The organism is Pseudomonas sp. AAC (genome assembly GCF_000725445.1).
Classification (GTDB): Bacteria; Pseudomonadota; Gammaproteobacteria; order Pseudomonadales; family Pseudomonadaceae; genus Pseudomonas; species Pseudomonas citronellolis.
Map to the genome: position 1 here is coordinate 196,571 of NZ_KL647101.1, position 25,889 is coordinate 222,459.

A 25,889-nucleotide genomic window follows, 5' to 3' on the forward strand; every position below is an offset into this window, starting at 1 on the left:
AAGCCAGAGCGAATGCGCTTTGGCTTTTCGTAGGAGCGAGCTTGCTCGCGAACCCAGGGTTCGCGTTCTCGGGAGTGACGAGAGGAGGTAGGCGTTCCGGGATGACTCCGAACTCCCCGCACGCTCCGAACAGCCCCCTCTCCCTTTGGGAGAGGGCTGGGGTGAGGGAGCGAAGCCAGGCTGGCGCACCTTCGCTGAACCACTACCTATCGCTTAAGTGAACAGCATTACCGGCGAACCGGGGCTTTTTCATCGCAGGCCCGATCAGGCATGCAGAAAGCGCAACGCATCCGCCGCCGTCTGCTGCGGAATCTCCTCCATGGGAATGTGGCCCACCCCGGGATAAGTTTTCACCTGGATGCCCGGCAAGTCCCGCTGCCACAGCGGCACGTGCTTCGGCGAGATCCAGCGGTCGCGCTCGCCCCACATCAGCAGCGTCGGCACCTTGAGCTGCGCCACCCGCGCCGGGGTGCCCGGCAGTTCCTCGCGGTTGGCCTTCACCAGCACGCGGAAAATGTCGATCATGGCGCGGCGGTTGCCCGGGCGGCGGCTGATGTCGTAGTAGCGATCGACCACCCCGGGCTGGATGCGCTGCGGGTTGCCGTAGACCTCCCTGATCCCCTGAGCCACCAGGGCCCGCGGCATCCAGGCCGGTATCAGCAGGCCGGCGCCGGGCAGCGCGGCGCTGGCGATCATCAGCGGCACCTTCTGCATGTGGTAGCCGGCCGGGTCGATCAGGATCAGCCGCTCCACCCTGTGCGGCTGGGCCAGGGCGTAGTTCCAGGCGATGTAGCCGCCCAGGGAGTTGCCGGCGATGGACACCTTGTCCAGCCCCAGGCGTTCGAGGAACAGGCCGAACACCTTTACCAGGCGCTCGCCGCTGTAGTCGCGGTCGCGGCCGCCGCCGGTGAGGCCGAAGCCGGGCACGTCGAGGCGGACGATGCGGAAGTGCCGGGCCATCTCCGCCACCCAACCGTCCCAGGTGTGCAGCGACGCCATCACCCCGTGCACCAGCACCAGCACCGGCTTGTCGCGGCCGCCCTCGTCGCGGTAATGGATCGGGAAGCCGTCCACCTCGATGAAGCGCGAACCGGCCTCGCTCGGGGCGTAGCGGTCGATCAGGGCTTCCAGCGGCAGGGCGCCGAAGCCCAGGCGGGCGAAGCCGGCCGCCAGCGGCGGTTGCAGGCTGTAGGTTGCGGACATGGGGCACTCCGGTGCGCGTTGTTGTCGATGCCCGATCAGAGCACAGCGCCCCGCCGCGTTGCGCCCAACCTAGGTAGTGCGCTTGCAGAGGCTGTCGACCAGCAGGTCGCCGAGCACCCGCTTGACCTCTTCCAGGTCGGGCCGCACGGCGCCGCCGAGCAGTTCGTGGGAGGCCGCCTCCAGGGCCCAGAGCAGCGCCTGGTAGGTCAGGGGCGCATGCTTGACGCCCTCGCCGACGAAACGCTCCTCCAGCAGCGCCTGCAACTCGTGCAGCGCCTGGCGGCGGTGCGCGGCCAGGAGTGAGTCGGAGCGTAACGCTTCCTCGTGCATCAGGCGGATGATCGGCCCCACCGCCTGGTGGTAGTCGAAGAAACGCGCGACCATGGCGCGCAGCCAGGCCTCGCTGCTGCCGGTGGCGGTGCGCATCTCGCGGAAGCGCATCAGCAGCAGCTGCACGGCGGTGCGGTAGATGCCTTCGAGCACGTCGAGCTTGCCGTCGAAGTACTTGTAGAAGGTGCGCCGCGAGACGCCGGCCGCCGCCAGCAGATCGTTCACCGTAGTCTCGGCCAGGCCCTTGGCGACGAACACCGGGATGCTCGCCAACTGGATGTTGGCGCGCTGCAGGTGGTTGACCAGCGGCCCCTCGCCGCTGCCCTCCTGGCGCGCCAGGGCGCCGTAGCCGCCGAGGTCCTCGAACACCGCCAGCACCGCGCCGGATTCCTGGATCGTCATGCCACCTCCACCCAACCAAGGCGCGGGGTGACGCCGGCCCCGCCCGTCGCTAACCTAGGCCGACCGCTCCCGCGCAAGGAAAGCCCGTTCGTGCCGACCCTAACACGCCGCCTGCTGTGGCCGCTGGCCATCCTTTTGCTGGTCGTCTGCCGCCCCGCCGCAGCCGCCGGCAACGAGCTGTTCTACCTCGGCCAGCGCATCCCGGACATCCAGCGCACCTGGACCAGCGAGGACTACCAGCAGCTGATCGACGCGCTGAAGAAGATCGAGGAAACCCAGGCCAACAGCCTGCCGCGGCGCAGCGGCGAATTCACCGGGCCGATCTACCAGCGCATGGTCAGCGAGGAGAACTTCCGCCCGCAGATGAACATTTACGCGCCGCTGGAGCTGCGCCAGAACGAGGCGCGCGAGGTGCTGTTCAAGCTCAAGGAGCTGATGCGCCTGTACTTCGACTTCCGCGCCGCCAAGCAGCCCTACGGCGCAGAAGCCCTGGGCCTGATGAGCTATTCGCTGCGCGAGCAGGCCATCCTGTTCAACCTGACGGTGGAATTCTGGATGACCCTGGCGCAGAGCGAACAGCGCAACCCGGTGCGCCTGAAGGGCATGCAGGAAGCCAAGGCCGCCGCGGCGATGCTGACCAGCAGCGCCCTGGACTACCTGGACCTGACCGCGCAGTTCGAGCGCCAGGACCTGGTGCTGTACAGCGCCGAACTGGCCAAGCAGTTGCCGGAGCTGTTCATTCACCTGCCCGGCGAAACCCGCGGCCAGCTGCTGGCGCGGGTGCAGGCGTTCGCCGACAAGCATCCCTACCCGGAAGTGCGGGAAAACATGCGCGAGCTGCTGCCGGTGCTGCAGGGCATCCAGGCCGACGTGCAGCGCCAACTGGCCAAACCGGCGAAGGGTGCGCCGGCGCCGAAGGCGCTGGATTTGAGTCCGCCGAAGGAGTAGCACGGCAGCCCCTTGTAGGAGCGAGCTTGCTCGCGAACGGGATTTACCGGCAGCAGTTGTGTTTCGGATCGACTCCGTTCCCTCTCCCCAGCCCTCTCCCTGAAGGGAGAGGGGGCTAGACCGTGCCGAGAGAAGGAATGGTTTTAGCCGGAAACCACCGCGCCTGCCGGCTGACTCGGGAAAACCAGACCACGCCGAACGGTCCCCTCTCCCTTCAGGGAGAGGGTTAGGGAGAGGGCGCTCTCAAGGCCAGCACCGAAGCCAACGGCAGAACACATTCGCGAGCAAGCTCGCTCCTACGAAGAGCCAAGCAACCAAGCTAACGCAACAACCCCAACACCTTCGCCCGCGCCACCGCCTGGGTGCGCCGTTCCACCCCGAGCTTGTCGTTGATGTGCCGCGCATGGCTCTTCACGGTATGCAGCGAGATGAACAGGCGCTCGCTGATTTCCTGGTTGGACAGGCCCTGGGCGATCAGCTCCAGCACCGCCAGTTCGCGGCCGCTGAGGCCGTCGGCGAGGGTGGCCGGGCGTTCCGCCTGGGCCGGCAGGCGTTGCAGCAGCAAGCGTTGCAATGGACAGGGCGCGCGCTGCTCCAGTTGCTCGCGCAGCCAGTCCGGTTCCTGGGCCAGCAGCTCCTGCAAGGGCAGCAGCGCCCCGCCGACGGCGCCTTGCAGGCAGGCGTCCAGCGCTTCGCGGGCCTCGCGCTCGCGGCCTTGCTGCAACAGCAGGCCGGCCAGTTGCGCCTGGGCCAGGCGCGCCGGCATCTGCGCCCCGGCCGGCTGGGCCGCGGCGATCAGCGTGCGCAGGCGGCGCTCGGCCTCGGCCGGGCGCTCCTCGCGGCGGGCCAGTTGCGCCTGCAGCAGTTCGATGTAGTACGGCAGTTGCGGGTGGCACTCCGGCGGTGTCGCCGGGTTCACCCCCGAATAGGTTTCGCCCAGGCGCTCCAGCCAGGCCGAGGCCAGCTCCAGCTGGCCCTGGGCCAGCCACAGCTCGCATTTGACCAGGGTGATGACCGACAGGTAGTAGACCGGCGGCACGTCCCACACGTGCATCAGCCGCTCGGCCTCGGCCAGTTGGGCGAAGGCCTGGGTGTAGTTGCCCTGGCGCCCTTCCAGGCCGGCCAGCGCGCAGTAGCCGATTACCAGGCTGACGTCGCGGCAGGCGCGGGCCTCCTCGATGCCGGCGCGCAGTTTCTGGCGCGCCTCCTCGCCTTGCAGGCCCAGGCCGCGCAGGTAGCCCTGGTAGATCAGCAGCCGGCCGCGCACGGCGTAGCGCCGGTGCGCCGGTTGCCCGGCCAGGCGCGCCAGGCCCTGTTCCAGTTCCTCGCTGGCGCGCAGGACTTCGCCGCGGGCCTGCAGGCCGCGGGCGCGGTCGTAGTGCACCAGCGCTTCGAGCAAGGGGTTGCCGAAGCGCTGCGCCAGCTCCAGGGCCTCGCGGTTGAGGCCGCGGGCGCCCCAGGAATCGCCGCGCACGATGGCCAGGTTGGCCAGGCTCGACAGGCACATCAGGCGCGGCCCGGAGCGCTCCATCGGGAGCTGCGCCAGGGCCTCGGCGCAATGCCGTTCGGCGCCTTCGATGTCGCCGCGGCCGCGGGCGATGATCCCGGCCAGGGCCTGCCACTGGGCCAGCAGGTCGGCCTGGGTGGCGGCGTCGGCGGCGGGCAGGAAGCGCGCCAGCTGGGCGCCCAGTTCCTCGGCGGCGTCCAGTTGGCAGGCCAGGGCCAGGGCCCAGCTGTACAGCACGATCAGCCGCGGCGTGCTGGCCAGCAGGCTGTCGGGCAGGTCCATCTTCCAGCGCAGCAGGGTGGCGACGTTCTGCTCGGCCAGCAGTTGTTCTTCCGACAGGCTCTGCACCAGGCTCGCCGCCACTTCCGGGTGGCCGGCGCGCAGGGCCTGGTCCACCGCCTCGTCGAGCAGCCCGCGGGAGCTGAACCAGCGGCAGGCGCGCAGGTGCAGCGAGCCCGCCGAGGGGCCGTCGGCCGGCAGTTCGCGGGCCAGCAGCAGGTCGGAGAACAGGTGGTGGTAGCGGAACCACTGGCCCTGCTCGTCCAGCGGCACCAGGAACACCTGGTGCCGCTGCAGGTGGCGCAGGATGGCGGCGCTGTCGTGGCTGTCGCGCAGGGCGTCGCACAGTTCGCCGCAGAAGCGTTCGAAGCGCGCCGTCTGCAGCAGGAAGGCCTGGACCTCCGGCGGCTGCTTGTCGATCACCTCTTCCAGCAAATAGTCGCGGATCAGTTCCTCGGTGCCGTTCAGCGGCGCATCGCAGCCCTGCCCGCCCAAGCCCTCGGGGTGCGCCAGCAGCCACAGGCGCAGGCCGGCGATCCAGCCTTCGCTGCGTTCGATCAGGCGCTCGACCAGCGCCTCGCTGGCCGGGGTGCCGCTGGCCGAGACCAGGGCGGCGGTTTCCTCGGCGGTCAGGCGCAAGTCCTGCTCGCTGAGCTCCAGCAACTGGCGCGACAGGCGCAGGCGCGCCAGGTGCCAGTCCGGGCGCTGGCGGCTGGTGACCAGCAGCACCAGGCCGGGCGGCTGGTGGTTGAGGAGGAATTGCAGGCAGCGGTCGAGCACCGCGCCCTGGGCCAGGTGGTAGTCGTCCAGCACCAGCAGCAGCGGCGCCTCGGCGGACAGGCGCTCGGCCAGTTCGTCGAGCAGGTCGTCGAGCCAGGCCTCGAAGGCGAACGGCTGGTGGCGCTGGCGCATCTTCAGCACCGCCATGGCGTCGTCGCCGAGGTTGGGCAGGTACAGGCGCAGCCCGTCGAGCAGGCGCTCGAGGAAGCGCCCCGGGTCGCTGTCCCGCGCGCTCAGGCCCAGCCACAGGCTGCGCCAGTGCGGCGCCAGGGATTCGCAGAACTCGATGGCCAGGGAGCTCTTGCCGAACCCGGCCGGGGCCGAGAGCAGCAGCAGGCGCCCGCCCAGGCCCGCGCCCATGCGCTGGCACAGCCGCGCGCGGCTGACGTAGCCGGCGGGCAGCGGCGGCCGATAGAAGCGGCTGCCGCCTGGCGGGCTGGCGTTCTCCGGCGGGAGTGGCAGAGTCGAGAAGTCGGTCATGCCCTGGCGCTTGCTCTAGCTCTTATGAGGGATCCTTCGTAGCCGAGCCTAGTAGCTCGACCGGGCTATTTGAAGCCGAATTTGTTACATAACCCGGCGTTTTGCCACTAAATAATTCAGCATTCTCAGATAAATACGACATATTCCGACGGAACATCCTCTTCTGTATCGGCAGGGGATTCCGTATTCACAGCCGGAATATCCGCCAATCATCGGAAAGGTAATGGGGTTCGCGGTTTTCGGGGCGTTGGGATGCCTATGGGCTGGCCACGCCGAGGTGTTCCGTAGGATGGGTTGAGCCTGCGAAACCCATGCTGCCGTGGTGATGGGTATCGCTTCGCTCAACCCATCCTACGGGGCTCGTCCCCCTGTAGGAGCGCGCCCTGCGCGCGAATCGCGGGCAGGGCCCGCTACAATTCCAGGATGGCACGGGCGTAGGAGCGGACCTTGTCCGCGATAGCCGGGCATATCGGCTCGATTCGCGGATGAGATCCGCTCCTACGCTGCCCCACCTGCGCTGTTCCCCTGTAGGAGCGCGCCCTGCGCGCGAATCGCGGGCAGGGCCCGCTCCTACAATTCCAGGATGGCACGGGCGTAGGAGCGGACCTTGTCCGCGATGGCCGGGCGTATCGGCGCGGTTCGCGGATGAGATCCGCTCCTACGCTGCCCCACCTACGCCGCTCCCCTGTAGGAGCGCGCCCTGCGCGCGAAATCGCGGGCAGGGCCCGCGCCTGCAGATGGACAAAAAAAGGGCCGCAACGCGGCCCTGGAGAAAAGCCGGCCCGCAGGCCGGCGCGTGGGTTCAGCTGGCCCGGGCTAGGCCCACGGCCTGCAGGCGGGCGGCGATTTCGTCGAGGATGGCCGGGTCGTCGATGGTGGACGGCGGCGCGTAGTCCTCGCCATCGGCGATCTTGCGCAGCACGGCGCGGAGGATCTTGCCCGAGCGCGTCTTGGGCAGGCGCTTGACCACCACCGCGCGCTGGAAGCAGGCCAGCGCGCCGATGCGCTCGCGGACCAGCGCCACCAGTTCGCGCTGCAATTGCTCCTCGGTGACGCGCGCGTCGTCCTTGAGCACCACCAGGCCCAGCGGCACGTGGCCCTTGAGCGGGTCCTGCACCGCGATCACCGCGCATTCGGCCACCGCGTCGTGCAGCGCCAGCAGCTCTTCCATCTCGCCAGTGGACAGGCGGTGGCCGGAGACGTTTATCACGTCGTCGGTGCGGCCCATGATGTGGACAAAGCCGTCCTCGTCGATGAAGCCGCCGTCGCCGGTGTGGTAGTAGCCGGGGAAGGCCCGCAGGTAGGCGCTGAGGTAGCGCGGGTGGTCGTTCCAGAGGGTCTGCGCACAGCCGGGCGGCAGCGGCAGGCCGATGACGATCGAGCCGGTCTGCCCCGGCGCCAGCAGGCGCCCCTCCTCGTCCACCACCTGCACGTCGTAGCCGGGCACCGCCAGGTTGCTGGAGCCGGCGCGCTGCTCCTGGCAGCCCAGCCCGGTGCAGGGCGCGGTCACCGGCCAGCCGGTCTCGGTCTGCCACCAGTGGTCGAACACCGGCTTGCCGGTCAGTTCCTCCAGCCACTGGTGGGTGCTGCTGTCGAGCTTCTCGCCGGCGAGGAACAGTTGGCGCAGCGAGCCCAGGTCGTAGCGCTTGAGCAGCTCGCCGTTGGGGTCTTCCTTGCGGATCGCGCGGATCGCCGTTGGCGCGCAGAACAGCGCGTTGACCTGGTGTTCCTCGATCACCCGCCAGTAGCTGCCGGCGTCCGGCGTGCGCACCGGCTTGCCCTCGTAGAACAGCGTGGTGCAGCCGTTCATCAGCGGGCCGTAGACGATCAGCGAGTGGCCGACCACCCAGCCGACGTCGGAGATGCCCCACCAGACGTCGCCCGGCTGCATGCCGAAGATGGTCGGCAGCGTGTAGTGCAGGGCCACCGCGTGGCCGCCGTTGTCGCGCACTATGCCCTTGGGCTTACCGGTGGTGCCGGAGGTGTACATGATGTACAGCGGGTCGCCGCTGGCCACCTCCACCGGGTCGGCCGGCTCGGCGTGGGCCACCGTCTCGCGCCAGTCCAGGTCGCGCCCGGCGTGCAGCTCGGCCATCGCCTGCGGGCGCTGCCAGACCAGCACCTGGGCCGGCTGGTGCAGGGCCAGCTCCAGGGCCTTGTCCACCAGCGGCTTGTATTCGATGACGCGCTCGAACTCCAGGCCGCAGGAGGCGGTGAGGATCAGCTTGGGCCTGGCGTCGTCGATGCGCAGCGCCAGCTCGTAGGGGGCGAAGCCGCCGAACACCACCGAGTGCACCGCGCCGATGCGCGCGCAGGCCAGCATGGCCATGGCCGCCTGGGGCACCATCGGCATGTAGATGATCACCCCGTCGCCCTTGCCCACGCCCAGGGCGCGCAGGGCGCCGGCCAGGCGCGCCACTTCGTCGCGCAGCTCGCGGAAGCTGTAGCGCTGCTGCACACCGGTGACCGGGGAGTCGTAGATCAGCGCCGCCTGCTCGCCGCGGCCCAGGGCGATCTGCCGGTCCAGGGCCAGGTAGCAGCTGTTCAGGCGGCCATCGGCGAACCAGCGGTGGCTGCCGTCGGGGAGTGCTTCGAGGATGTTGCGCGGGCGCTGGTACCAGGCCACGGCCTCGGCCTGTTCGGCCCAGAAGGCGGCAGGATCTGCAATGGAGCGGGCATGGGATTGCCGGTAATTCATCATCTGACCCTCTGAATTGTTTTTATCGAGGTCGAATAACGAGTATGGACAGGCCGCGGGGAGCCGCCATCAACCTTTGGTCGTAAGCCGGCGGCGCCTTCCCGGGAGACCGCGCCCCGCGGCCGAGCCGGCTGCCCTGGCAGCAGGCACAGCGTCGCCCACGTCAGCGAGGCCCGGCGCCGATTGTCGAGTCGCCCCGGACAGCGCGGCTGGCGGAACTACACTCAGCTTCCCCCCAACACAGACACGGGTGTCGCGCCATGCACATACTCGTTCGTCCGTCGGCCGGCGCCCAGGGCAAGCGCTGGCAGGTCTGCCTCGATCAGTTCGCCGTGGACTTCCGCAACGAGCAGGAGGCACGGCACTTCGTCAGCACCCTGGAGGCCCGCCTGCGCGCGCCCCACGCGCTGCCGCGCACGGAGCAGCCACTGACCGGCTGAAGCGCCTCAGACGCTGCGCTCGCTGATCTGCCCGGTGTACCAGCCCAGCAGCGCCGCGCAGCCGCCGCAGGTCGTGATCACCAGCGCCATGGGCAGCGCGCTGCCGTCGTGCAGCACCCCGACCAGCGCCGAGGCAGCCGCCGCCACCGTGAACTGCAGGCTGCCCATCAACGCCGAGGCGCTGCCGGCGTGGCTGCCCTGCCCGGCCATGGCGCAGGCCGAGGAGTTGGGCAGCAGGAAGCCCAGGCTGGCGATGGCGCCGAACAGCGGCATCAGCAGCGGCCACAGGTGTTCCGGGCGGTACAGGGTGACCGCCAGCAGCGCCAGGCCGCAGAAGAAGTACACCCACACCGCGCGGCGCAGCCAGAACCCCGGCCCGCGGTAGCGCAGCAGCCGCGCGTTGACCTGGGCCATGAGGATGAAGCCGGCGGCGTTGCTGCCGAAGATCCAGCCGTAGTGCTCCGCCGGCACCTGGTAGAGCTGGATAAAGACGAAGGGCGAGCCGGCGATGTAGGCGAACATCCCGGCGATGGCCACGCCGCCGGTCAGCGCGTAGCAGAGGAAGGCGCGCTCGCCCAGCAGCCGGCGGTATTCCCCCAGGGCGCCGGACAGCGGCGGCCGCGGGCCGGCGGGGATGGTCTCGGGCAGCCACAGGGCGATGGCGCTGCCGGCCACGGCGCTGAACGCCACCAGGCAGAGGAAGATCGACTGCCAGCCGAACAGCCCCAGCAGCGCGCCGCCGCCCAGGGGCGCGAGGATCGGCGCCAGGCCCATCACCAGCATCAGCTGCGAGAAGGCCTTGGCCGCCGCCACCGCATCGCACAGGTCGCGCACCACCGCCCGCGAGATGACCATGCCGGCGCAGCCGCCCAGGGCCTGGACGAAGCGCGCGCCGATCAGCCAGTGCAGGTCCGGCGCGAAAGCGCAGGCCAGCGAGGCCGCGGTGAAGATGATCACCCCCAGCAGCAGCGGCAGGCGCCGGCCGTAGCGGTCGGCCAGCGGGCCATAGAGCAGTTGGCCGATAGCCAGGCCGGCGAAGTAGGCCGACAGGCTCAGCTGGATGTGCTCGACGTCGGTGCCGAAGGCCGCGGCCAACGCCGGGAAGCTGGGCAGGTAGAAGTCGATGGCCATGGGGCCGAAGGCGCTCAGCGCGCCGAGGATCAGCAGGATGCGAAAGGTCATGGAACACCGTTGGCCCCGTCGCCTGACGGGGCCTGGAAAGATTCGGGCAAGAATTGCAAGCAGGCTAACGAAACGCCGGCAAGCATATCAATTCGCCGGCCCCGGGGCAGGGCCGGAAGAGGAAATTTGCGAGTTGGCTTCAGGCGCCGGCCAGGCGGCCGGCGCCCGTGCCCGTCAGTGCGCCGGCCCCTCCCCCCGGGCCGCTTCGGCCGCGGGCCGGGCCTTGGTCTTGCGCTTGCCCAGGCGTTCGGCGGCCGATTCCACCAACATGTAGAACATCGGGATGAGGAAGGTCGCCAGCACGGTGGCCGCGAGCATGCCGCCGATCACCCCGGTGCCGATCGAATGGCGGCTGGCCGAGCCGGCGCCGCTGCTGATGGCCAGCGGCACCACGCCGAGGATGAACGCCAGGGAGGTCATGACGATCGGCCGGAAGCGCAGTTTGGCCGCCTCCAGCGCCGCCTGCAGCGGGCTCAGCCCCTGCTCCTCGCGGACCATCACGGCGAACTCGATGATCAGGATGGCGTTCTTCGCCGCCAGGCCGATCAGCGTCACCAGGCCGACCTGGAAGTACACGTCGTTGCTCAGCCCGCGCAGCCAGATGGCGAGGATGGCGCCGAACACCGCGAAGGGCACCGCGGTGACCACCGCCAGCGGCAGGGTCCAGCGCTCATACTGGGCGGCGAGGATGAGGAACACCAGGATCAGGCCGAAGACGAACGCCGTGCTACCCGAGCCCTGGGTCTCCAGCTCCTGGTAGGCCGAGCCGATCCAGGTGAGGAAGTAGCTGTCGCCGAGGGTCTGGTCGGCCACCTCCTGCATCGCCGCCAGGGCCTGGCCGGAGCTGTAGCCCGGCGCCGGGCCGCCGAGCAGCTTGGCCGCGGGGAACACGTTGAAGCGCGCGTAGGAATCCGGGCCGAGGGTGCGCTGCACGCTGACCAGGGCCGACAGCGGCACCAGGTCGCCGCTGGAGGAGCGCACGTACACCTGGGTCAGGTCCTCGGGCTTGCGGCGGAAGTCCGACTCGGACTGCAGGTTGACCTTCCAGGTCCGCCCGTAGAGGGTGAAGTCGTTGACGTAGTAGGCGCCGAAGGTCGCCTGCATGGCGGTGAACACATCGTTGATGGCCACCCCCAGCGAACGCGCCTTGGTGCGGTCGAGGTTGATGAAGTACTGCGGCACGTTGGCGTTGAAGGTGCTGGTCACCCCGGCCAGTTCCGGGCGCTTGGCCGCCGCCGCCATGAACTTCTGCACCATCTGTTCGAGCTGCGCGGAGGTGCCGCCGCTACGGTCCTGGATGTACGCCTCGAAGCCGCCGGTGGTGCTCATGCCGGTGATCGGCGGCGGGTTGAAGCTCATCACCACGCCATCTTGCTGCCTGGCGCCCATGGCCATGAAGGTGCGCGTCAGGTTGCGCGCGTCCAGCTCGGGGGTGGTGCGCTCCTTCCAGTCCTTGAGGGTGACGAAGGACACCCCGGCGCTGGTGGTGTTGGCGTTGGTGAGGATGTTCAGGCCGGCGAAGGTCAGCACGTCCTGCACCGCCGGGTGCTTCTCCAACTGCTGCGAGACGGCGTCGGTGAGCGCCTCGGTGCGCGACAGCGAGGCCGCCGGCGGCAGCATGTAGGCGTTGATCACGTAGCCCTGGTCCTCGTCGGGCACCAGCGAGCCGGGCACCCGGCCGAACAGCAGCAGCATCAGCGCGATCATCCCGCCGAACACCAGCAGGCCGATGAGCACGCGCTTGAGGAAGAACTGCACGCCGGCGCCGTAGGCCGCGGTGGCCGCGTCGAACATGCGGTTGAACCAGCGGAACGGCGCCGCCGGCTCCTTGTGCTCGGGCTTGAGGATCAGCGCGCAGAGCGCCGGCGAGAGGGTCAGCGCGACTATCCCGGAGATCACCACCGAGACCGCGATGGTGATCGCGAACTGCTGATACATCTGCCCGGCCAGGCCGCCGAGGAAGCCCACGGGGACGAACACCGCGCAGAGCACCAGGACGATGGCGACGATCGGCCCGGTGACCTCCTCCATGGCCTTGATCGCCGCCTCCCGCGGCGGCAGCTTCTCGGTGCGCATCACCCGCTCGACGTTCTCCAGCACCACGATGGCGTCGTCCACCACGATGCCGATGGCCAGCACCATGCCGAACAGCGTCAGCAGGTTGATGGAGAAGCCCAGCAGGTACATGCCGGCGAAGGTGCCGACCAGCGACACCGGGATGGCCAGCACCGGGATCAGCGTGGCGCGCAGGTTCTGCAGGAAGATGTAGACCACCAGCATCACCAGCACCAGGGCCTCGAAGAAGGTGTGCACCACCTCCTCGATGGACACCTTGACGAAGGTGGTGGTGTCGTAGGGGATCTTGTAGACGACGCCTTCGGGGAAGCGCTTGGCCAGCCGCTCCATGGTGGTTTCCACGGCCTCGGCGGTGTCCAGGGCGTTGGCCCCCGGCTGCAGGTAGACGCCGAAGGAAGCGTTGAGCCGCCCGTTCAGCGTGGTCTTCATCGAGTAGTCCTGGGCGCCCAGCTCGATGCGCGCGACGTCCTTCAGGCGCAGGCTGGCGCCGGTGCTGTCGGTGCGCAGGATGACGCCCTCGAACTCCTTCGGGTCGGTGAAGCGGCCCTGGGTACTCACCGTGTAGGTGAAGTCCTGCGGGGTGTTCAGCGGCTCCTTGCCGAAGTTGCCGGCGGCGAACTGCGAGTTCTGCTCGCGGATGGCGTCGACCACGTCGCTGGGGGTGAGGTTGTACTGCGCCAGCTTGTCCGGGCGCAGCCAGATGCGCATGGCGTAGTCCTTGGAGCCGAACTGGGTGACGTCGCCCACGCCGGGGAGGCGCTTGAGCTCGTCGATGACGTTGATCAGCGCGTAGTTGCTGATGAACACCGGGTCGCGCGAGCCGTCCGGGGAGAACAGCGTCACCACCTGGAGGATGTCGGCGGACTTCTTCTGCACCTTCACGCCCTGCCGGCGCACTTCCTCCGGCAGCTTGGCCAGGGCGGCCTGGACCTTGTTGTTGACGTTGATGGTGGCCTGGTCCGGGTCGGTGCCGACCTTGAAGTACACGGTCAGGCTCATGGCGCCGCTGCTGTCGGAGTTGGACAGCTGGTAGATCATGCCCTCGACGCCGTTGATCTCCTGTTCCAGCGGCGCCGCCACGGTCTCGGCGATGACCTGCGAACTGGCGCCGGGGTAGGAGGCGGTCACCGAGACCTGCGGCGGCAGGATCTCCGGGTACTGCGCCACCGGCAGCGCGCGCAGGGCCGCCAGGCCCGCGAGCAGGATGACGATGGAGATCACCATGGCGAACACGGGGCGGTCGATGAAGAAGCGCGAGATCACGATGGCCGCTCCTTCAGGACTGGGCTGGCTGGGCGGGGGCCTGCTGCGCCGGCGCGGCCGGCGCCTCGACGGCCTTCACCGGCTGGTCCGGGCGGACCTTGGGCAGGCCGTCGACGATCACCCTGTCGCCGTCGTCGACGCCGGAATCGACTATCCAGCGCTGGTTGACCACCTGCGAGGTGGTCACCTGGCGCACGCGGGCGAAGCCGTCCTTGTCCACCACGTAGACGAAGGTGCCGCGCGGCCCCTGGGCCAGGGCGCGCTCGGGCACGGTCACCACATCCTTGCGGACGATGCCGGTGACCACCACGCGGACGAACTGGCCGGGGATCAGGTGGGTTTCCGGGTTGGGCACCACGGCGCGGGCGTTGATGGTGCCGGTGCCGGTGTTGACGAAGCTGTCGGTGAAGTCCACCACGCCGTCGATGGGGTAGCGGCTGCCGTCGCCGAAGAAGATCTGCGCGTTCAGCTTGCCGTGCTCGGGCAGCACCAGGCGGCCCTGCTGCACGCCCTCGCGCAGGCGCGCGGCCTCGGTGTCGGAATAGGCGAAGTTGACGTAGATGGGGTCGAGCTGGGTCAGCTCGGTGAGCAGGCTGGTGTTGGGGTCGCTGGCGGTGACCAGGCTGCCCTCGGAGCGGGTTTCCTTGCTGGCCATGCCGGAGATCGGCGCCTTGACCGTGGTGTAGTCCAGGTCGATCTGCTTGGCGTCGACGTTGGCCTTGGCTGCCTCGACGTCGGCCTTGGCCTGCTCGTAGTCGGAGGTGTAGCGGTCCAGCTCGCTGGCGCTGGCGAAGCCCTTGCGCTGCAGCTCGCGGATGCGCTTGAGGTCGCGGTCGGTCTGGCGGTAGCGCGCCTGGGCCTGGGCCAGCGCGCCCTTGGCCTGGCCGAGGGCGGCCTGGTAGGGGCGCGGGTCGATCTGGAACAGCACCTGGCCCTGCTTCACCGGCCGGCCTTCCTCGTAGGTGCGTTTCTGCAGGATGCCGCTGACCTGGGCGCGCACCTCCACCTCGCGGTAGCCGGCCGCCCGCGCCGAATACTCGAGGTTCAGCGGCAGGCTGGCGCTCCTGGCCACTTCCACCGTGACCTCCGGGGCCGGTGGCGCCGCGCTCCCCTCGTCCGCCAGGGCCGGCAGGACAGACTGCGCGGCGACCAGGGCACACAGGGTCAGGGCGGCGGGCAAGCGCGGGGTGAACGGCATAGAACCTCTCCATGGAAAATGTCGGCTAGGACGATTCGGCACGCTATCGGGGGAAAACTGCCATCCGCCAGTAACTCACGGTTCCCGCTCGAAATTTCAGTAAACTGCGGAAATACCAGTGAGCCTAGCCCGTGTAGCAAACCGCGCCATGAGAAGAACTAAAGAAGATTCGGAACGAACCCGCCAGACGATCCTCGACTCGGCGGAGGCGCTGTTCCTGGAAAACGGCGTTTCCAGCACCAGCCTCGAGGAGATCGCCCGCAACGCCGGGGTCACCCGCGGGGCGGTGTACTGGCACTTCGAGAACAAGGCCCACCTGTTCAACGAACTGCTCAACCAGGTGCGCCTGCCGCCGGAGCAACTGGCCTTGCGCCTGTCCGGCTGCGACGGGGTGGACCCGCTGCAATCGCTGTTCGACCTGTGCGTGGAAGTGGTGCACAGCCTGGCGCAGAACGCGCAGAAGCGCCGCGTGCTGACCATCCTGATGCAGCGCTGCGAGTTCACCGAGGAACTGCGCGAGGCGATCCTCCGCCACAACGCCTTCATCCGCCAGTTCATCGACCTCTGCGAGCAGCTCTTCGCCCGCGACAAATGCCAGGTGCGGCTGCTGCCCGGGGTGACGCCGAAGACCGCCTCGCGGGCGGTCCACGGCCTGATCCACGGGCTGATCAACGACTGGCTGCGCGACCCGCAGCTGTTCGACCCGCTACAGGACGCCGAAGCGCTGCTCGAGCCGCTGTTCCGCGGCCTGATCCGCGACTGGAGCCAGGCCGGCGCGGCTCAGGCCAGCGCGGCCTCGTAGCCCTCCTCGCGGATCGCCGCCAGCACCTCTTCGGCCGCCAGGCGGCTGGCCACCCGCACCTCGCCGCCGGCCAGGTCCACCTGGACCTCGGCCGCGCCGTCGCGGGCCTGGATCGCCTGGGTGATGGCCCGCACGCAGTGGCCGCAGGACATGCCTTTCACACTGAACGCTTGCATGGTCGAACTCCTCGGGTTCGCTTGACGATGGGCGCAGTGTCGACCTTGCCACCGTGGCAAGGTCAAGCCCCCTGCGGCGCCACGCCGCGGGCTTGCCCCCGGCGCCGCCCTCGGCCAAGCTCTGCGCATCCGAGCCCTACCGGGAGCCCCCCATGCGCCGCCTGCTCCGCGCCCTGCCCTGCCTGCTCTGGCCCGCCCTGGCCCTGGCCGCCGACCCGCCGACGGTGCAGGCCTGGCCACAGCAGGAGCCGCCGCCGCCCGGCTATGCCGTGCTCAACGTCAGCCGCCAGGGCCTGCAGAGCGGCAGCGCCTGCGACATCGACCTCTACGTGCGCGGCGAACTGCTGGCGCGCCTGCAGCCCGAGGGCACCGTGGCGCTGAACCTGTCCCCCGGCGAGGTGCCCATCCGCCTCGCCGTCTCCGCCACCGGCGCCTGCCGCGACGGCATGCAGCAACTGCAGGCGCAGACCCTGCGCCTGCGCGCCGGGGAAATCCGCAGCTACCGCATCGGCTACCGCGAAGGCGGGCTGTTCCTGACGCCGGTCAACGTTCCCTGAGCGAGGGCTTGACCTTGCCCTCGTGGCAAGGTTCATCCTCGCAGCATCGTCGGATCGTGACCGCCGCGCCCGCCGGAAGCGGGCGGCGGACATCAGGAGGATCGTCCATGAACAGCCCCATCGAGCTCGACCTGCCGGTGACCGGCATGACCTGCGCATCCTGCGTCGGCCGCGTCGAACGGGCCCTGAAGAAGGTGCCCGGGGTGCTCGCGGCCAGCGTCAACCTGGCCAGCGAGCAGGCGCGGGTGAGCGTCGACTCGCCCGAACAACTGCCGGCCCTGGTGGCCGCGGTGGAGAACGCCGGCTACCAGGTGCCCAGCCACAGCCTGGAGCTGGCCATCGACGGCATGACCTGCGCCAGCTGCGTGGGTCGCGTGGAGCGCGCGCTGAAGAAGGTCCCCGGGGTGCGCGAGGCCAGCGTCAACCTGGCCAGCGAACGCGCCCGCCTGGACCTGCTCGGCCCGGTGGACCCGGCCACCCTCATCGCCGCGGTGGACAAGGCCGGCTACCACGCCCGCCTGCTGCAGGCCGAGCGCCCGGCCGAGGACCCGGCCCTGGCGCGCCTGGCCCGCGAGCGCTGGTTCCTGCTGGCGGCCATTGTCCTGGCCGTGCCCCTGGTGCTGCCGATGTTCGCCGAATGGGCCGGGCTGCACTGGATGCTGCCGGCCTGGGTGCAGTTCGCCCTGGCCACCCCGGTGCAATTCATCATCGGCGCGCGCTTCTACGTCTCGGCGTGGAAGGCGGTGCGCGCCCGCAGCGGCAACATGGACCTGCTGGTGGCCCTGGGCACCAGCGCCGGCTATGGCCTGAGCCTGTACCTGTGGCTGAGCGCCGCCCCCGGCGCCATGCCGCACCTGTATTTCGAGGCCAGCGCCGTGGTCATCGCCCTGATCCTCCTCGGCAAGTACCTGGAAAGCCGCGCCAAGCGCCATACCGCCGCGGCCATCCGCGCCCTGGAGGCGCTGCGCCCGGAACGCGCCACGCGCATCCGCGACGGCCACGAGGAAGACGTCGCCATCGCCGAACTGAGCCTGGGCGACGAACTGCTGGTGCGCCCGGGCGAGCGCTTCCCGGTGGACGGCAAGGTGCTCGACGGCCGCAGCCACGCCGACGAGGCGCTGATCACCGGGGAAAGCCTGCCGGTGCCCAAGGCCCCGGGTGACAAGGTGACCGGCGGGGCCATCAACGGCGAGGGCCTGCTGACCATCCGCGCCACCGCCCTGGGCGGGGAAACCGTGCTGGCGCGCATCATCCGCCTGGTGGAAGACGCCCAGGCGGCCAAGGCGCCGATCCAGAAACTGGTGGACAAGGTCAGCAACGTCTTCGTCCCGGTAGTGATCGGCATCGCCCTGGTCACCCTGGCCGGCTGGCTGCTGGCCGGCGCCGGCGTGGAAACCGCGCTGATCAACGCCGTGGCCGTGCTGGTCATCGCCTGCCCCTGCGCCCTGGGCCTGGCCACGCCGACGGCGATCATGGCCGGCACCGGCGTGGCCGCGCGCCACGGCATCCTGATCAAGGACGCCGAGGCCCTGGAAGTGGCCCACGCGGTGAGCGCCGTGGCCTTCGACAAGACCGGCACCCTCACCTCGGGCACGCCCAGCCTGGTCCACTTCGCCGTGGCCGAAGGCGAACCCGACGCCGCCCTGGCCCTGGCCGGCGCCCTGCAGCGCGGCAGCGAGCACCCGCTGGCCAAGGCGGTGCTCGGCGCCTGCGCCGAGCAGCACCTGCGCGTGCCCATCGTGAGCCACAGCCAGGCCCTGGCCGGGCGCGGCATCCAGGGCCAGGTCGGCGAGCGCCTGCTGGCCCTGGGCAACCGCCGCCTGCTCGACGAACAGGGTCTGGCCGCCGGCGAACTGCAGGCCAGCGCCACGGAATGGGAAGGCCAGGGCCGCACCCTGTCCTGGCTGCTCGAACTGCAACCGCAACCGCGCCTGCTCGGCCTGTTCGCCTTCGGCGACAGCCTCAAGCCCGGCGCCGCCGAGGCGGTACGGGCATTGCGCGAGCGCGGCATCGGCAGCCACCTGATCACCGGCGACAACCGCGGCAGCGCGCGGGTGGTGGCCGAGGCGCTGGGCCTGGACGACGTCCACGCCGAAGTGCTGCCGGCGGACAAGGCCGCGGTGGTGGCGCAGCTCAGGAGCGGCGGCAAGGTGGTGGCGATGGTCGGCGACGGCATCAACGACGCCCCGGCGCTGGCCGCGGCGGACGTCGGCATCGCCATGGGCGGCGGCACCGACGTGGCCATGCACGCCGCCGGCATCACCCTGATGCGCGGCGACCCGCGGCTGGTCCCCGAGGCCCTGGACATCGCCCGGCGCACCTACGCGAAGATCCGCCAGAACCTGTTCTGGGCCTTCATCTACAACCTGGTCGGCGTGCCCCTGGCGGCCTTCGGCCTGCTCAACCCGATGGTCGCCGGCGCCGCCATGGCCGCCTCCAGCGTCAGCGTGGTGAGCAACGCGCTGCTGCTCAAGCGCTGGAAGCCGGCGCACGGCGCCAACGCAAAGGGAGACGGCGATGAACATCGGTGAAGCGGCGAAGAAGAGCGGCCTGTCGGCGAAGATGATCCGCTACTACGAATCCATCGGCCTGCTCGCCCCGGCCGGCCGCAGCGCCAGCGGCTACCGCCACTACAGCGAGCAGGACCTGCACCGCCTGGCCTTCATCCGCCGCTCGCGGGACTTCGGTTTCTCCCTGGAGGAAGTCGGCCGCCTGCTCGCCCTCTGGCAGGACCGCCAGCGCGCCAGCGCCGACGTCAAGGCCCTGACCGGCCAGCACATCGCCGAACTGGAACGCAAGATCGCCGAACTCAGCGCCCTGCGCGACACCCTGCAGGAACTCCACGACCACTGCCAGGGCGACCACCGCCCGGACTGCCCGATCCTCAAGGACCTGGAGTCGGGGAGTTGTTGTCACTGAAGTCCCCCTGCTGTCCCAACGGTCTTGCCGGCTGCGCCGAGGTGCTCTTCGTAGGATGGGTTGAGCTTGCGAAACTCATGCGGTCGCGGCGATGGGTATCGCTTCGCTCAACCCATCCTACGACGGCGTTTCTCCTATGGTTGATCGGCGGATAACGCTTCGCGTTATTCGCCCTACGTCCACATGAAGCACAGCATTTCCCCGTAGGAGCGAGCTTGCTCGCGAACGGTGTTTACCGGCAGCAGCTGTGTTTCGGATTGACTCCGCTCCCTCTCCCCAGCCCTCGGCTGCGCGCCCCGCCCTGAAGGGAGAGGGGGCTAGGCCGTGCCGAGAGCAGGCATGGTTTCAGCCGGAAACCACCGCGCTTGCCGGCTGACTCGGGAAAACCAGATCGCACCGAACGGTCCCCTCTCCCTTCAGGGAGAGGGTTAGGGAGAGGGCGCTCTTCAGGGCCAGCACCAGAGCAACCTCACCACACCATCACCATAAGGCCTGGCCCTGAACCAAGGTCAGCCACGCACCTGCGCCACCACCCCACGCCGCCACAGCGACGCCGGCAGCACCGTCACCGCCAATCCCACGAAGACCAGCGCGCAGGCCAGCCAGTCCTGGGCGGTGAGTCGTTCGCCCAGCAGCAGCCAGCCGGACAGCAGGCCGGAGACCGGCACCGCCAGGGCGAAGGGGGTGACCTGGCTGGCCGGGTAGCGGCGCAGCAGGAAGCTCCACAGGCCGAAGCCCACGGTGGTGGCGAGGAAGGCGATGTACAGCAGCGCGCCCATGCCTTCCCAGCTGATGCCGGTCAGCGCCGTCGAGATGGCTTGCGGGCCTTCGAAAATCCACGACAGGACCAGCAGCGGCAACGGCGGGATCAGGCTCACCCAGCTGATCAGGCGCAGCATGTCGCTGGCTCCGGAGCGCTTGGTAGCGATGTTGGAGAAGGCCCAGGCCAGGGCCGCGGCCACCACCAGGGCGAAGGCCAGCAGGCTGCCGCCCAGGGGGCGTTCCAGGCCGATCAGCAGCAGGCCGCCGGCGGCCAGGGCGAGGCCGGCCAGGGCGCGCGGGCTGGGGCGTTCGCCGAGGAAGGCGGCGGCGATCAGCACGGTGAAGAACACCTGGCTCTGCAGCACCAGGGACGACAGGCCGGCGGGCATGCCCAGGTGCATACCGACGAACAGCAGGCCGAACTTGACCACCCCCAGCAGCACGCCGATCTGCACAATGCGCCAGAACGGCGCCGGCAGCGGCCCGCGCAGGAAGATCAGCGGCAGCGCCGCCAGGGCGAAGCGCAGGGCGCAGAACAGCAGCGGCGGGAAGTCGTGCAGGCCGACCTTGATGATGACGAAGTTGACGCCCCAGATCAGCGTGACCAGCAGGGCGAGGAGGACGTGCGGCAAGGGCATGGCGGTGCTTCCGGGTGGGATCGGGCCACGCTAGCAGGGCCGCCGCGGGCTGTATGTACACAGTTGCCGCGCAAATGCATCAGGACAGTTCGATGCGCAACTGCGGCCAGCGCCGCGTCCAGGCCTTGCCCCGCAGACGCTGGCGGTAGACCTCGGGCTTGCCGCGGAAATGCTCGGTGGGGCGAACGCGCAGTTCGAACAGGTCCTCCAGGCCCAGCGGCGCCAGCAGCTCCAGGCCCCGGTCGGCGAGGCGCACCGCCACCGCGGTGCAGATTTCCGGCCAATGGCGCATGGCGTCGGCGACATCCGCATAGGGCGCATCGCCGTTGCGCAGGTGCATGCGCGCCTGGTTGCGCACCGACCAGGGCACCCGCGGGCAGGCCCGGGCCAGGCGTCGCTCGAAGGCTTCGTCGGCCTCGGCCCGCAGGCAGCGGGCGTCGAAGTACAGCACGTCCACGTCCGCCAGGGGGCCGGGGGCTAGCCCGTGCAGATGGTCCCAGACGGCGTTGCGCACGAAGCCGGCGCCGATCCAGGCGCCGGGCGGGCCGTACTCGCGCAGGGCGCGCAGCAGGCCCAGGCGTTGCGGGCAGGCGGCGAGCAGCGCGATCAGGCGCGCCGCCTGCGGGCTCACTGCAGCCACGGCGGCGGTGGCGGCTCCTCGGCGCGCGGCGGGCCATCCTGCTCGGCGCGGGCCGCCTCGCGGCGCTCCTGCTCGCGCAGGGCGGCAGCGATCTCGCGCATCACCGCATCGACGTCGGCTTCCTCTTCCGGCTCGTCGAAGTGGCCGGTCAGCGGGGTGTCCGGCTGCAGCTTGCCGTCTTCGAACAGCGCCCACATTTCCTTGGCGTAGCGGGTGTCCTTGAGCTCCGGGGCGAACTGGCCGAAGTAGGCGGCCATGTTGCCGACGTCGCGTTCGAGCATGCGGAATGCATGGTTGTTGGCCGCCGCATCCACCGCCTGGGGCAGGTCGATGATCACCGGGCCGTCGGGGCCGAGCAGCACGTTGAATTCCGAGAGGTCGCCGTGCACCAGCCCGGCGCAGAGCATCATGACGATCTGGCGGATGAGGAAATCGTGGTATTCGCGGGCCTGCTCCGGCTCCAGCACCACGTCGTTGAGGCGCGGCGCGGCCTCGCCGTATTCGTCGGCGACCATTTCCATCAGCAGCACGCCATCGAGGAAGTCGTAGGGCTTGGGCACCCGCACCCCGGCGTTGGCCAGGCGGAACAGCGCCGCCACCTCGGCGTTCTGCCAGGCCTCCTCCTGCTCGCGCCGGCCGTAGCGCGAGCCCTTGGCCATGGCCCGGGCCTGGCGGCTGTTGCGCACCTTGCGGCCCTCCTGGTATTCCGCGGCCTGGCGGAAACTGCGCTTGTTGGCCTCCTTGTAGACCTTGGCGCAGCGCAGCTGCTCGCCGCAGCGCACCACGTAGACCGCCGCTTCCTTGCCGCTCATCAGCGGGCGCAGCACTTCGTCGACCAGGCCGTCCTCGATCAGCGGCTCTATGCGTTTGGGTGTCTTCATCAGGCTCCGTCGTCGTTCTTGTCCGGCCCAAGCGGCCGCAGCCGCTCCTTATACGACATGCGCCGGGTGACGCCCAGCACCGACCGCCGGAATCATGGTGGCGTCGTGGTCATTTCGATGCTTTCGCCCAGGGCATCGGCCATGCGCTCGATCTCGCTGCCCAGGGCCTGGGCGTCGTCGGCGTAGCGGATGGCGATGGCGGCGAAGCCGTCGGCGACCTCGGCGAAGGCCTCCACCACCTGCGGGTCGAAGTGGCTGCCGCTGGCGGCGAGGATCTGCTGGCGGGCCTCATCCGGCGACAAGGTCGCGTGGTAGGGATGGCGGCTGGTCAGTTCGTCGTAGCAGTCGATCAGCGCCAGCAGCCGTGCCGACAGCGGAATCTGCTCGCCGCGCAGGCCCCGCGGGTAGCCGCTGCCGTCCCAGCGTTCGTGGTGGCCGTAGGCGATCTCCTTGGCGTAGCGCAGGAATTCCGCCGGGCTGCCCAGGCGGCGTTCGGCGGCGGCCAGGGCGTCGTGGCCGATGCGCGTGTGGCTCTGCATCAGCAGTTGGTCCTCGGGGCTGAGCTGGCCGGGGTTGAGCAGCACGCGGTCGGGCACCGCCACCTTGCCGATGTCATGCAGCTGCGCCGAGCGCGCCAGCAGTTCGATCTGCTCCAGGTCCAGGCCGCCGGCCTCGCCCTCGCGCCGGGCCAGGGCGTCGGCGAGCAGGCGCATGTACTGCTCGATGCGCAGCAGGTGGCGGCTGTGCGGGTTGTCGCGCAGGTCGCAGAGGGTGGCCATGGCCTCCAGGGTGGCGTCCTGGGCGGCCTGCAGTTCGCGGCTGCGGCGGCGCACCTCCAGCTCCAGGTATTCGCTCTTGTCGCGCAGGAAGTCGGCGTTGGCCTTGAGCTTGAGGTGCGCGCGGATGCGCGCCAGGGTCACCGGCGGGCTGATCGGCTTGGTGATGTAGTCCACCGCGCCCAGGTCCAGGCCGCGCTGCTCGTCGGCGGTGCTGACCATGCCGGTGAGGAAGATCACCGGGATCTCGGCGGTCAGCGGGTCGGCCTTGAGCTGGCGGCAGACTTCGTAGCCGTCCATCTCCGGCATCATGATGTCGAGCAGCACCAGGTCCGGCCGCGGCTCGCTGGCGGCCAGGCGCAGGGCCTTGGCGCCGCTGCCGGCGACGCGCACCTGGTACTGGCCCATGAGCAGCTCGCTCATGAGCATGAGGTTGTCCGGTTGGTCGTCGACCACCAGGATCACTTCCTGGTCCGGTCGGTCCAGCATGCTGTCCAAGGTTCCACCCCTCTTGCGCTCAGATGCGGATGTCGCGCTCGCGCGACAACACCAGCAGTTTTTCCAGGGCCCGCTCGAACTCGAAGCGGCGGATGCTCGCCGCGACGTCGTCGTACCCGTCATTGAAGATACTGCGCAGCAGGCCCGCGCGCTCGCCCACCAGTCGTCCGGCGCGCGGGTCGTCGGCAGCCAGCAGGTGCGCCAGGCGGCGCACCACCTGCTCGGCCTGCTGGCGCTCGGCCGCCGGCAGTTCGACCGCCGGCTGCCCCGCCGGTTCTGGCGCCTCCAGCAGCGGCGGCGCCGTCGAGGGCGAGCGCAGGATGCGCGACAGGTCGATGGGCCGCGCATCCTCCACGTGGCCCAGGGGCAGGCGGCACCAGAACAGGCTGCCCTTGTCCGGCTCGCTGTCCACCCCGACCTCGCCGCCCATGGCCTCGGCCAGGCGCTTGCAGATCGCCAGCCCCAGGCCCGAGCCGCCGTAGCGCCGGGTGATGGAGTTGTCGGCCTGGCGGAAGGACTCGAACAGGCGTTCCTGCTGCGCCGGGCTGATGCCGATGCCGGTGTCGCGCAGGCCGAAGTACAGCCAGTCCTCGTCGCCGGCCTGCATGTCCAGGCGCACTTCCAGCTCCAGGGAGCCGTGCTCGGTGAACTTGAGCGCGTTGTTGCCGTAGTTCATCAGAATCTGCCGCAGGCGCAGCGAGTCGCCCAGCAGGTGCGAGGGCAGCCGCGGGTCGATGTGGCATTCCAGGCTCAGGCCCTTGCCCGCGGCGCGGATCGCCAGCAGGTCGACCAGCTCGCCGAGCAGGCGCTCCAGGTCGAAGTCCAGGTGCTCGAACTCCAGGCGCCCGGCCTCCACCTTGGACAGGTCGAGGATGTCGCTGATCAGCTCCAGCAGGTACTGGCCCGAACCCTGGATCTTGCCCAGGTAGTCGCGCTGCTGCGGGTCCAGGGCGGTCTGTTCGAGCAGGTGCGCCAGGCCGATGATGATGTTCAGCGGGGTGCGGATCTCGTGGCTGACGTTGGCCAGGAACTCGCTCTTCAGCCGCGCCGCCTGCTCGGCCAGGTCGCGGGCCTGGGCCAGGGCCTCCTCGGTGGCCTTGCGCGCGGTGATGTCGCGGCTCACCCCGACCAGCCCGAGCAACGCGCCGTGGTCGTCGTGGAAGGCGCTGCGCAGGGTATCGAACAGCACCCGCCGGCCATCCGGGTAGACCACCCAGCCCTCGCTGGCGAACGGCTGGCTGGCCGACAGCGCCTGGCGGTCGCGCTCGCCGCGGCCGGCGCTGGCGGCGTCGCTGAACAGCTGGGCGTCGCTGCGCCCGATCACGTCCTCGGCCGGCAGCCCCAGGCATTCGGCGAAGGCGTGGTTGGCGCCCAGGTAGCGGCCTTCGGTGTCCTTGAACCAGATGGGGTCGGGGATGGCGTTGATCAGCGCCAGCAGGGTGCGCCGCTGGCGGTGCTCCTCGGCCTCGGCGCGGGCACGCTCGGCCACCTGGATCTGCAGGCGGCGGTTCCAGACCAGGACGAAGGCGAGCAGGGCGAAGAAGCCCGCCACGTAGGGCCAGGCCGCCTGCAGCAGCTGCATCCAGTCGAAGGCGTCTATCTGCGGCAGCCAGCGCTGGCGGATGCGCTCCTGCTCACCGTCGTCGATGCTGGCCAGGGCGCGGTCCAGCAGCGGCACCAGGGGCGCCAGCTCGCGGCGCACGGCGAAGCGCACCTGGCTGTTGTCCAGGCCGCTGTCGCCGCGCACCTCCAGGTTGCTCAGGTTGAGCTGGCCGATCAGATAGTTGGTCGAGATGAGATTGCCCACGTAGGCGTCGGCGCGCCCGGAAGCCACGGCCTTGAGGGCTTCGGCGGTGTCGTCGACGATGACGAAGGCCACCCCCGGCACCGCCGTGCGCAGCAGGTCGTGCACGGCGAAGTCGCGCTCCACGGCCACGCGCTTGCCGGAGAGGTCGTCGAGCACCCGCACATTGCTGTCGCGGCGGGCGAAGATCAGGCTGCTGGTGCTCAGGTAGGGCTGGCTGAAGGCGAGGAAGCGCTCGCGCTCGGGCGAGCGCGCCACGGTCGGCAGCAGGTCGACCTCGCCCTTGCGCGCCGCTTCGATCACCTGCGCCCAGTCGTCGAAGGTCTGCGTCTGCAACTGCAGGCCCAGGCGCTGGGCGACCTGATTCAGGTAGTCGGCGCTGATGCCCTGGAACCCGCCCTGGGCGTCGACCATCTCGAACGGCGGCCAGCCATCGCGGGAAATGCCCACCCGCAGCGTCGGGTGGGCCTCCAGCCAGCTGCGTTCGTGGCCGCTGAGCGCCAGTTCCGCGCCCCACAGCGGTGGGCACAGCAGGAAGCAGAGCAGCAGGCAATGGCTAAGGAGTCGGCGGCAGGGCATGGCGGGCTCTCGACGGACCTCCTGCAAGCGTAGCCGGCAGTTTGAAAAGCGATTACGGATTGCCCGCCCGC

The 25,889-nt window shown here is 69.8% G+C and carries 19 protein-coding genes; 6 read left to right on the top strand and 13 right to left on the bottom strand.

Going from position 1 to position 25,889, the window contains the following annotated elements; genetic code table 11:
* Positions 1–264: 264 nt before the first annotated feature.
* Both FG99_RS26385 and FG99_RS26390 read right to left on the bottom strand, forming a co-directional pair.
* The gene (locus FG99_RS26385) at positions 265–1,203 is read right to left on the bottom strand and encodes an alpha/beta fold hydrolase (protein ID WP_043273172.1); all 939 of its coding nucleotides are present in this window, start codon (positions 1,201–1,203) and stop codon (positions 265–267) included.
* A 69-nt stretch (positions 1,204–1,272) separates the two neighbouring features.
* A complete protein-coding gene (locus FG99_RS26390; protein WP_043273173.1) occupies positions 1,273–1,935 on the bottom strand; it encodes a TetR/AcrR family transcriptional regulator in 663 nt (220 codons plus the stop codon).
* Positions 1,936–2,025: 90 nt separating this feature from the next.
* On the opposite strand from FG99_RS26390, the gene FG99_RS26395 reads away from it, so the two are divergent.
* Complete coding sequence (locus FG99_RS26395; protein WP_009616021.1) at positions 2,026–2,883, top strand: hypothetical protein; 858 nt, start codon at positions 2,026–2,028, stop codon at positions 2,881–2,883.
* 319 nt (positions 2,884–3,202) lie between these two features.
* Here FG99_RS26395 and FG99_RS26400 read toward each other — a convergent pair whose 3' ends face one another.
* Together FG99_RS26400 and FG99_RS26405 are read right to left on the bottom strand one after the other, a co-directional pair.
* A complete protein-coding gene (locus FG99_RS26400) occupies positions 3,203–5,929 on the bottom strand; it encodes a winged helix-turn-helix domain-containing protein (protein ID WP_043273174.1) in 2,727 nt (908 codons plus the stop codon).
* Positions 5,930–6,731: 802 nt separating this feature from the next.
* Positions 6,732–8,627, bottom strand: a complete 1,896-nt coding sequence (locus FG99_RS26405; RefSeq protein WP_043273387.1) for a propionyl-CoA synthetase — start codon at positions 8,625–8,627, stop codon at positions 6,732–6,734.
* A gap of 260 nt (positions 8,628–8,887) precedes the next feature.
* Here FG99_RS26405 and FG99_RS26410 point away from each other — a divergent pair, with 260 nt between their 5' ends.
* A complete protein-coding gene (locus FG99_RS26410; protein ID WP_009616018.1) occupies positions 8,888–9,067 on the top strand; it encodes a hypothetical protein in 180 nt (59 codons plus the stop codon).
* A 6-nt stretch (positions 9,068–9,073) separates the two neighbouring features.
* Here FG99_RS26410 and FG99_RS26415 read toward each other — a convergent pair whose 3' ends face one another.
* The 3 genes from FG99_RS26415 to FG99_RS26425 all read right to left on the bottom strand — a co-directional run bounded on the left by FG99_RS26415 (position 9,074) and on the right by FG99_RS26425 (position 14,786).
* Entirely contained in the window at positions 9,074–10,249 is a 1,176-nt protein-coding gene (locus FG99_RS26415; RefSeq protein ID WP_043273176.1) for a multidrug effflux MFS transporter, read from the bottom strand.
* A 174-nt stretch (positions 10,250–10,423) separates the two neighbouring features.
* The gene (locus FG99_RS26420; protein ID WP_043273177.1) at positions 10,424–13,588 is read right to left on the bottom strand and encodes an efflux RND transporter permease subunit; all 3,165 of its coding nucleotides are present in this window, start codon (positions 13,586–13,588) and stop codon (positions 10,424–10,426) included.
* Between the two features lie 13 nt (positions 13,589–13,601).
* Complete coding sequence (locus tag FG99_RS26425; RefSeq protein WP_051879279.1) at positions 13,602–14,786, bottom strand: efflux RND transporter periplasmic adaptor subunit; 1,185 nt, start codon at positions 14,784–14,786, stop codon at positions 13,602–13,604.
* 148 nt (positions 14,787–14,934) lie between these two features.
* On the opposite strand from FG99_RS26425, the gene FG99_RS26430 reads away from it, so the two are divergent.
* Positions 14,935–15,588 carry a TetR family transcriptional regulator gene (locus FG99_RS26430; protein ID WP_043273179.1) on the top strand — a complete coding sequence of 218 codons (654 nt, stop codon included), beginning with the start codon at positions 14,935–14,937 and terminating at the stop codon, positions 15,586–15,588.
* Here FG99_RS26430 and FG99_RS26435 read toward each other — a convergent pair.
* Positions 15,567–15,764 (bottom strand): heavy-metal-associated domain-containing protein, encoded by a 198-nt coding sequence (locus tag FG99_RS26435; protein WP_009616013.1) that lies wholly within the window; start codon positions 15,762–15,764, stop codon positions 15,567–15,569. The genes FG99_RS26430 and FG99_RS26435 overlap by 22 nt on opposite strands.
* Positions 15,765–15,916: 152 nt before the next feature.
* On the opposite strand from FG99_RS26435, the gene FG99_RS26440 reads away from it, so the two are divergent.
* The 3 genes from FG99_RS26440 (at position 15,917) to cueR (ending at position 19,240) form a co-directional block, all read left to right on the top strand.
* Positions 15,917–16,321, top strand: a complete 405-nt coding sequence (locus tag FG99_RS26440; protein WP_043273181.1) for a hypothetical protein — start codon at positions 15,917–15,919, stop codon at positions 16,319–16,321.
* 107 nt (positions 16,322–16,428) lie between these two features.
* The gene (locus tag FG99_RS26445; protein ID WP_043273182.1) at positions 16,429–18,852 is read left to right on the top strand and encodes a heavy metal translocating P-type ATPase; all 2,424 of its coding nucleotides are present in this window, start codon (positions 16,429–16,431) and stop codon (positions 18,850–18,852) included.
* Positions 18,839–19,240 carry a Cu(I)-responsive transcriptional regulator gene (gene cueR / locus FG99_RS26450; RefSeq protein ID WP_009616010.1) on the top strand — a complete coding sequence of 134 codons (402 nt, stop codon included), beginning with the start codon at positions 18,839–18,841 and terminating at the stop codon, positions 19,238–19,240. Before FG99_RS26445 ends, cueR begins: the two co-directional genes overlap by 14 nt.
* 509 nt (positions 19,241–19,749) lie before the next feature.
* On the opposite strand, the gene FG99_RS26455 is transcribed toward cueR, so the two are convergent.
* From FG99_RS26455 to FG99_RS26475, 5 genes are all read right to left on the bottom strand, one after another.
* Positions 19,750–20,640 (bottom strand): EamA family transporter, encoded by an 891-nt coding sequence (locus FG99_RS26455; protein WP_043273184.1) that lies wholly within the window; start codon positions 20,638–20,640, stop codon positions 19,750–19,752.
* 79 nt (positions 20,641–20,719) lie between these two features.
* Positions 20,720–21,271 carry a nucleotidyltransferase family protein gene (locus FG99_RS26460; protein ID WP_043273186.1) on the bottom strand — a complete coding sequence of 184 codons (552 nt, stop codon included), beginning with the start codon at positions 21,269–21,271 and terminating at the stop codon, positions 20,720–20,722.
* Entirely contained in the window at positions 21,268–22,161 is an 894-nt protein-coding gene (locus FG99_RS26465; RefSeq protein WP_043273187.1) for a PA4780 family RIO1-like protein kinase, read from the bottom strand. The genes FG99_RS26460 and FG99_RS26465 overlap by 4 nt, the downstream gene beginning before the upstream one ends.
* Before the next feature lie 92 nt (positions 22,162–22,253).
* The gene (locus tag FG99_RS26470; RefSeq protein ID WP_043273188.1) at positions 22,254–23,435 is read right to left on the bottom strand and encodes a response regulator; all 1,182 of its coding nucleotides are present in this window, start codon (positions 23,433–23,435) and stop codon (positions 22,254–22,256) included.
* 19 nt (positions 23,436–23,454) lie between these two features.
* Entirely contained in the window at positions 23,455–25,818 is a 2,364-nt protein-coding gene (locus FG99_RS26475; protein ID WP_043273189.1) for an ATP-binding protein, read from the bottom strand.
* Between the last annotated feature and the right edge of the window lie 71 nt (positions 25,819–25,889).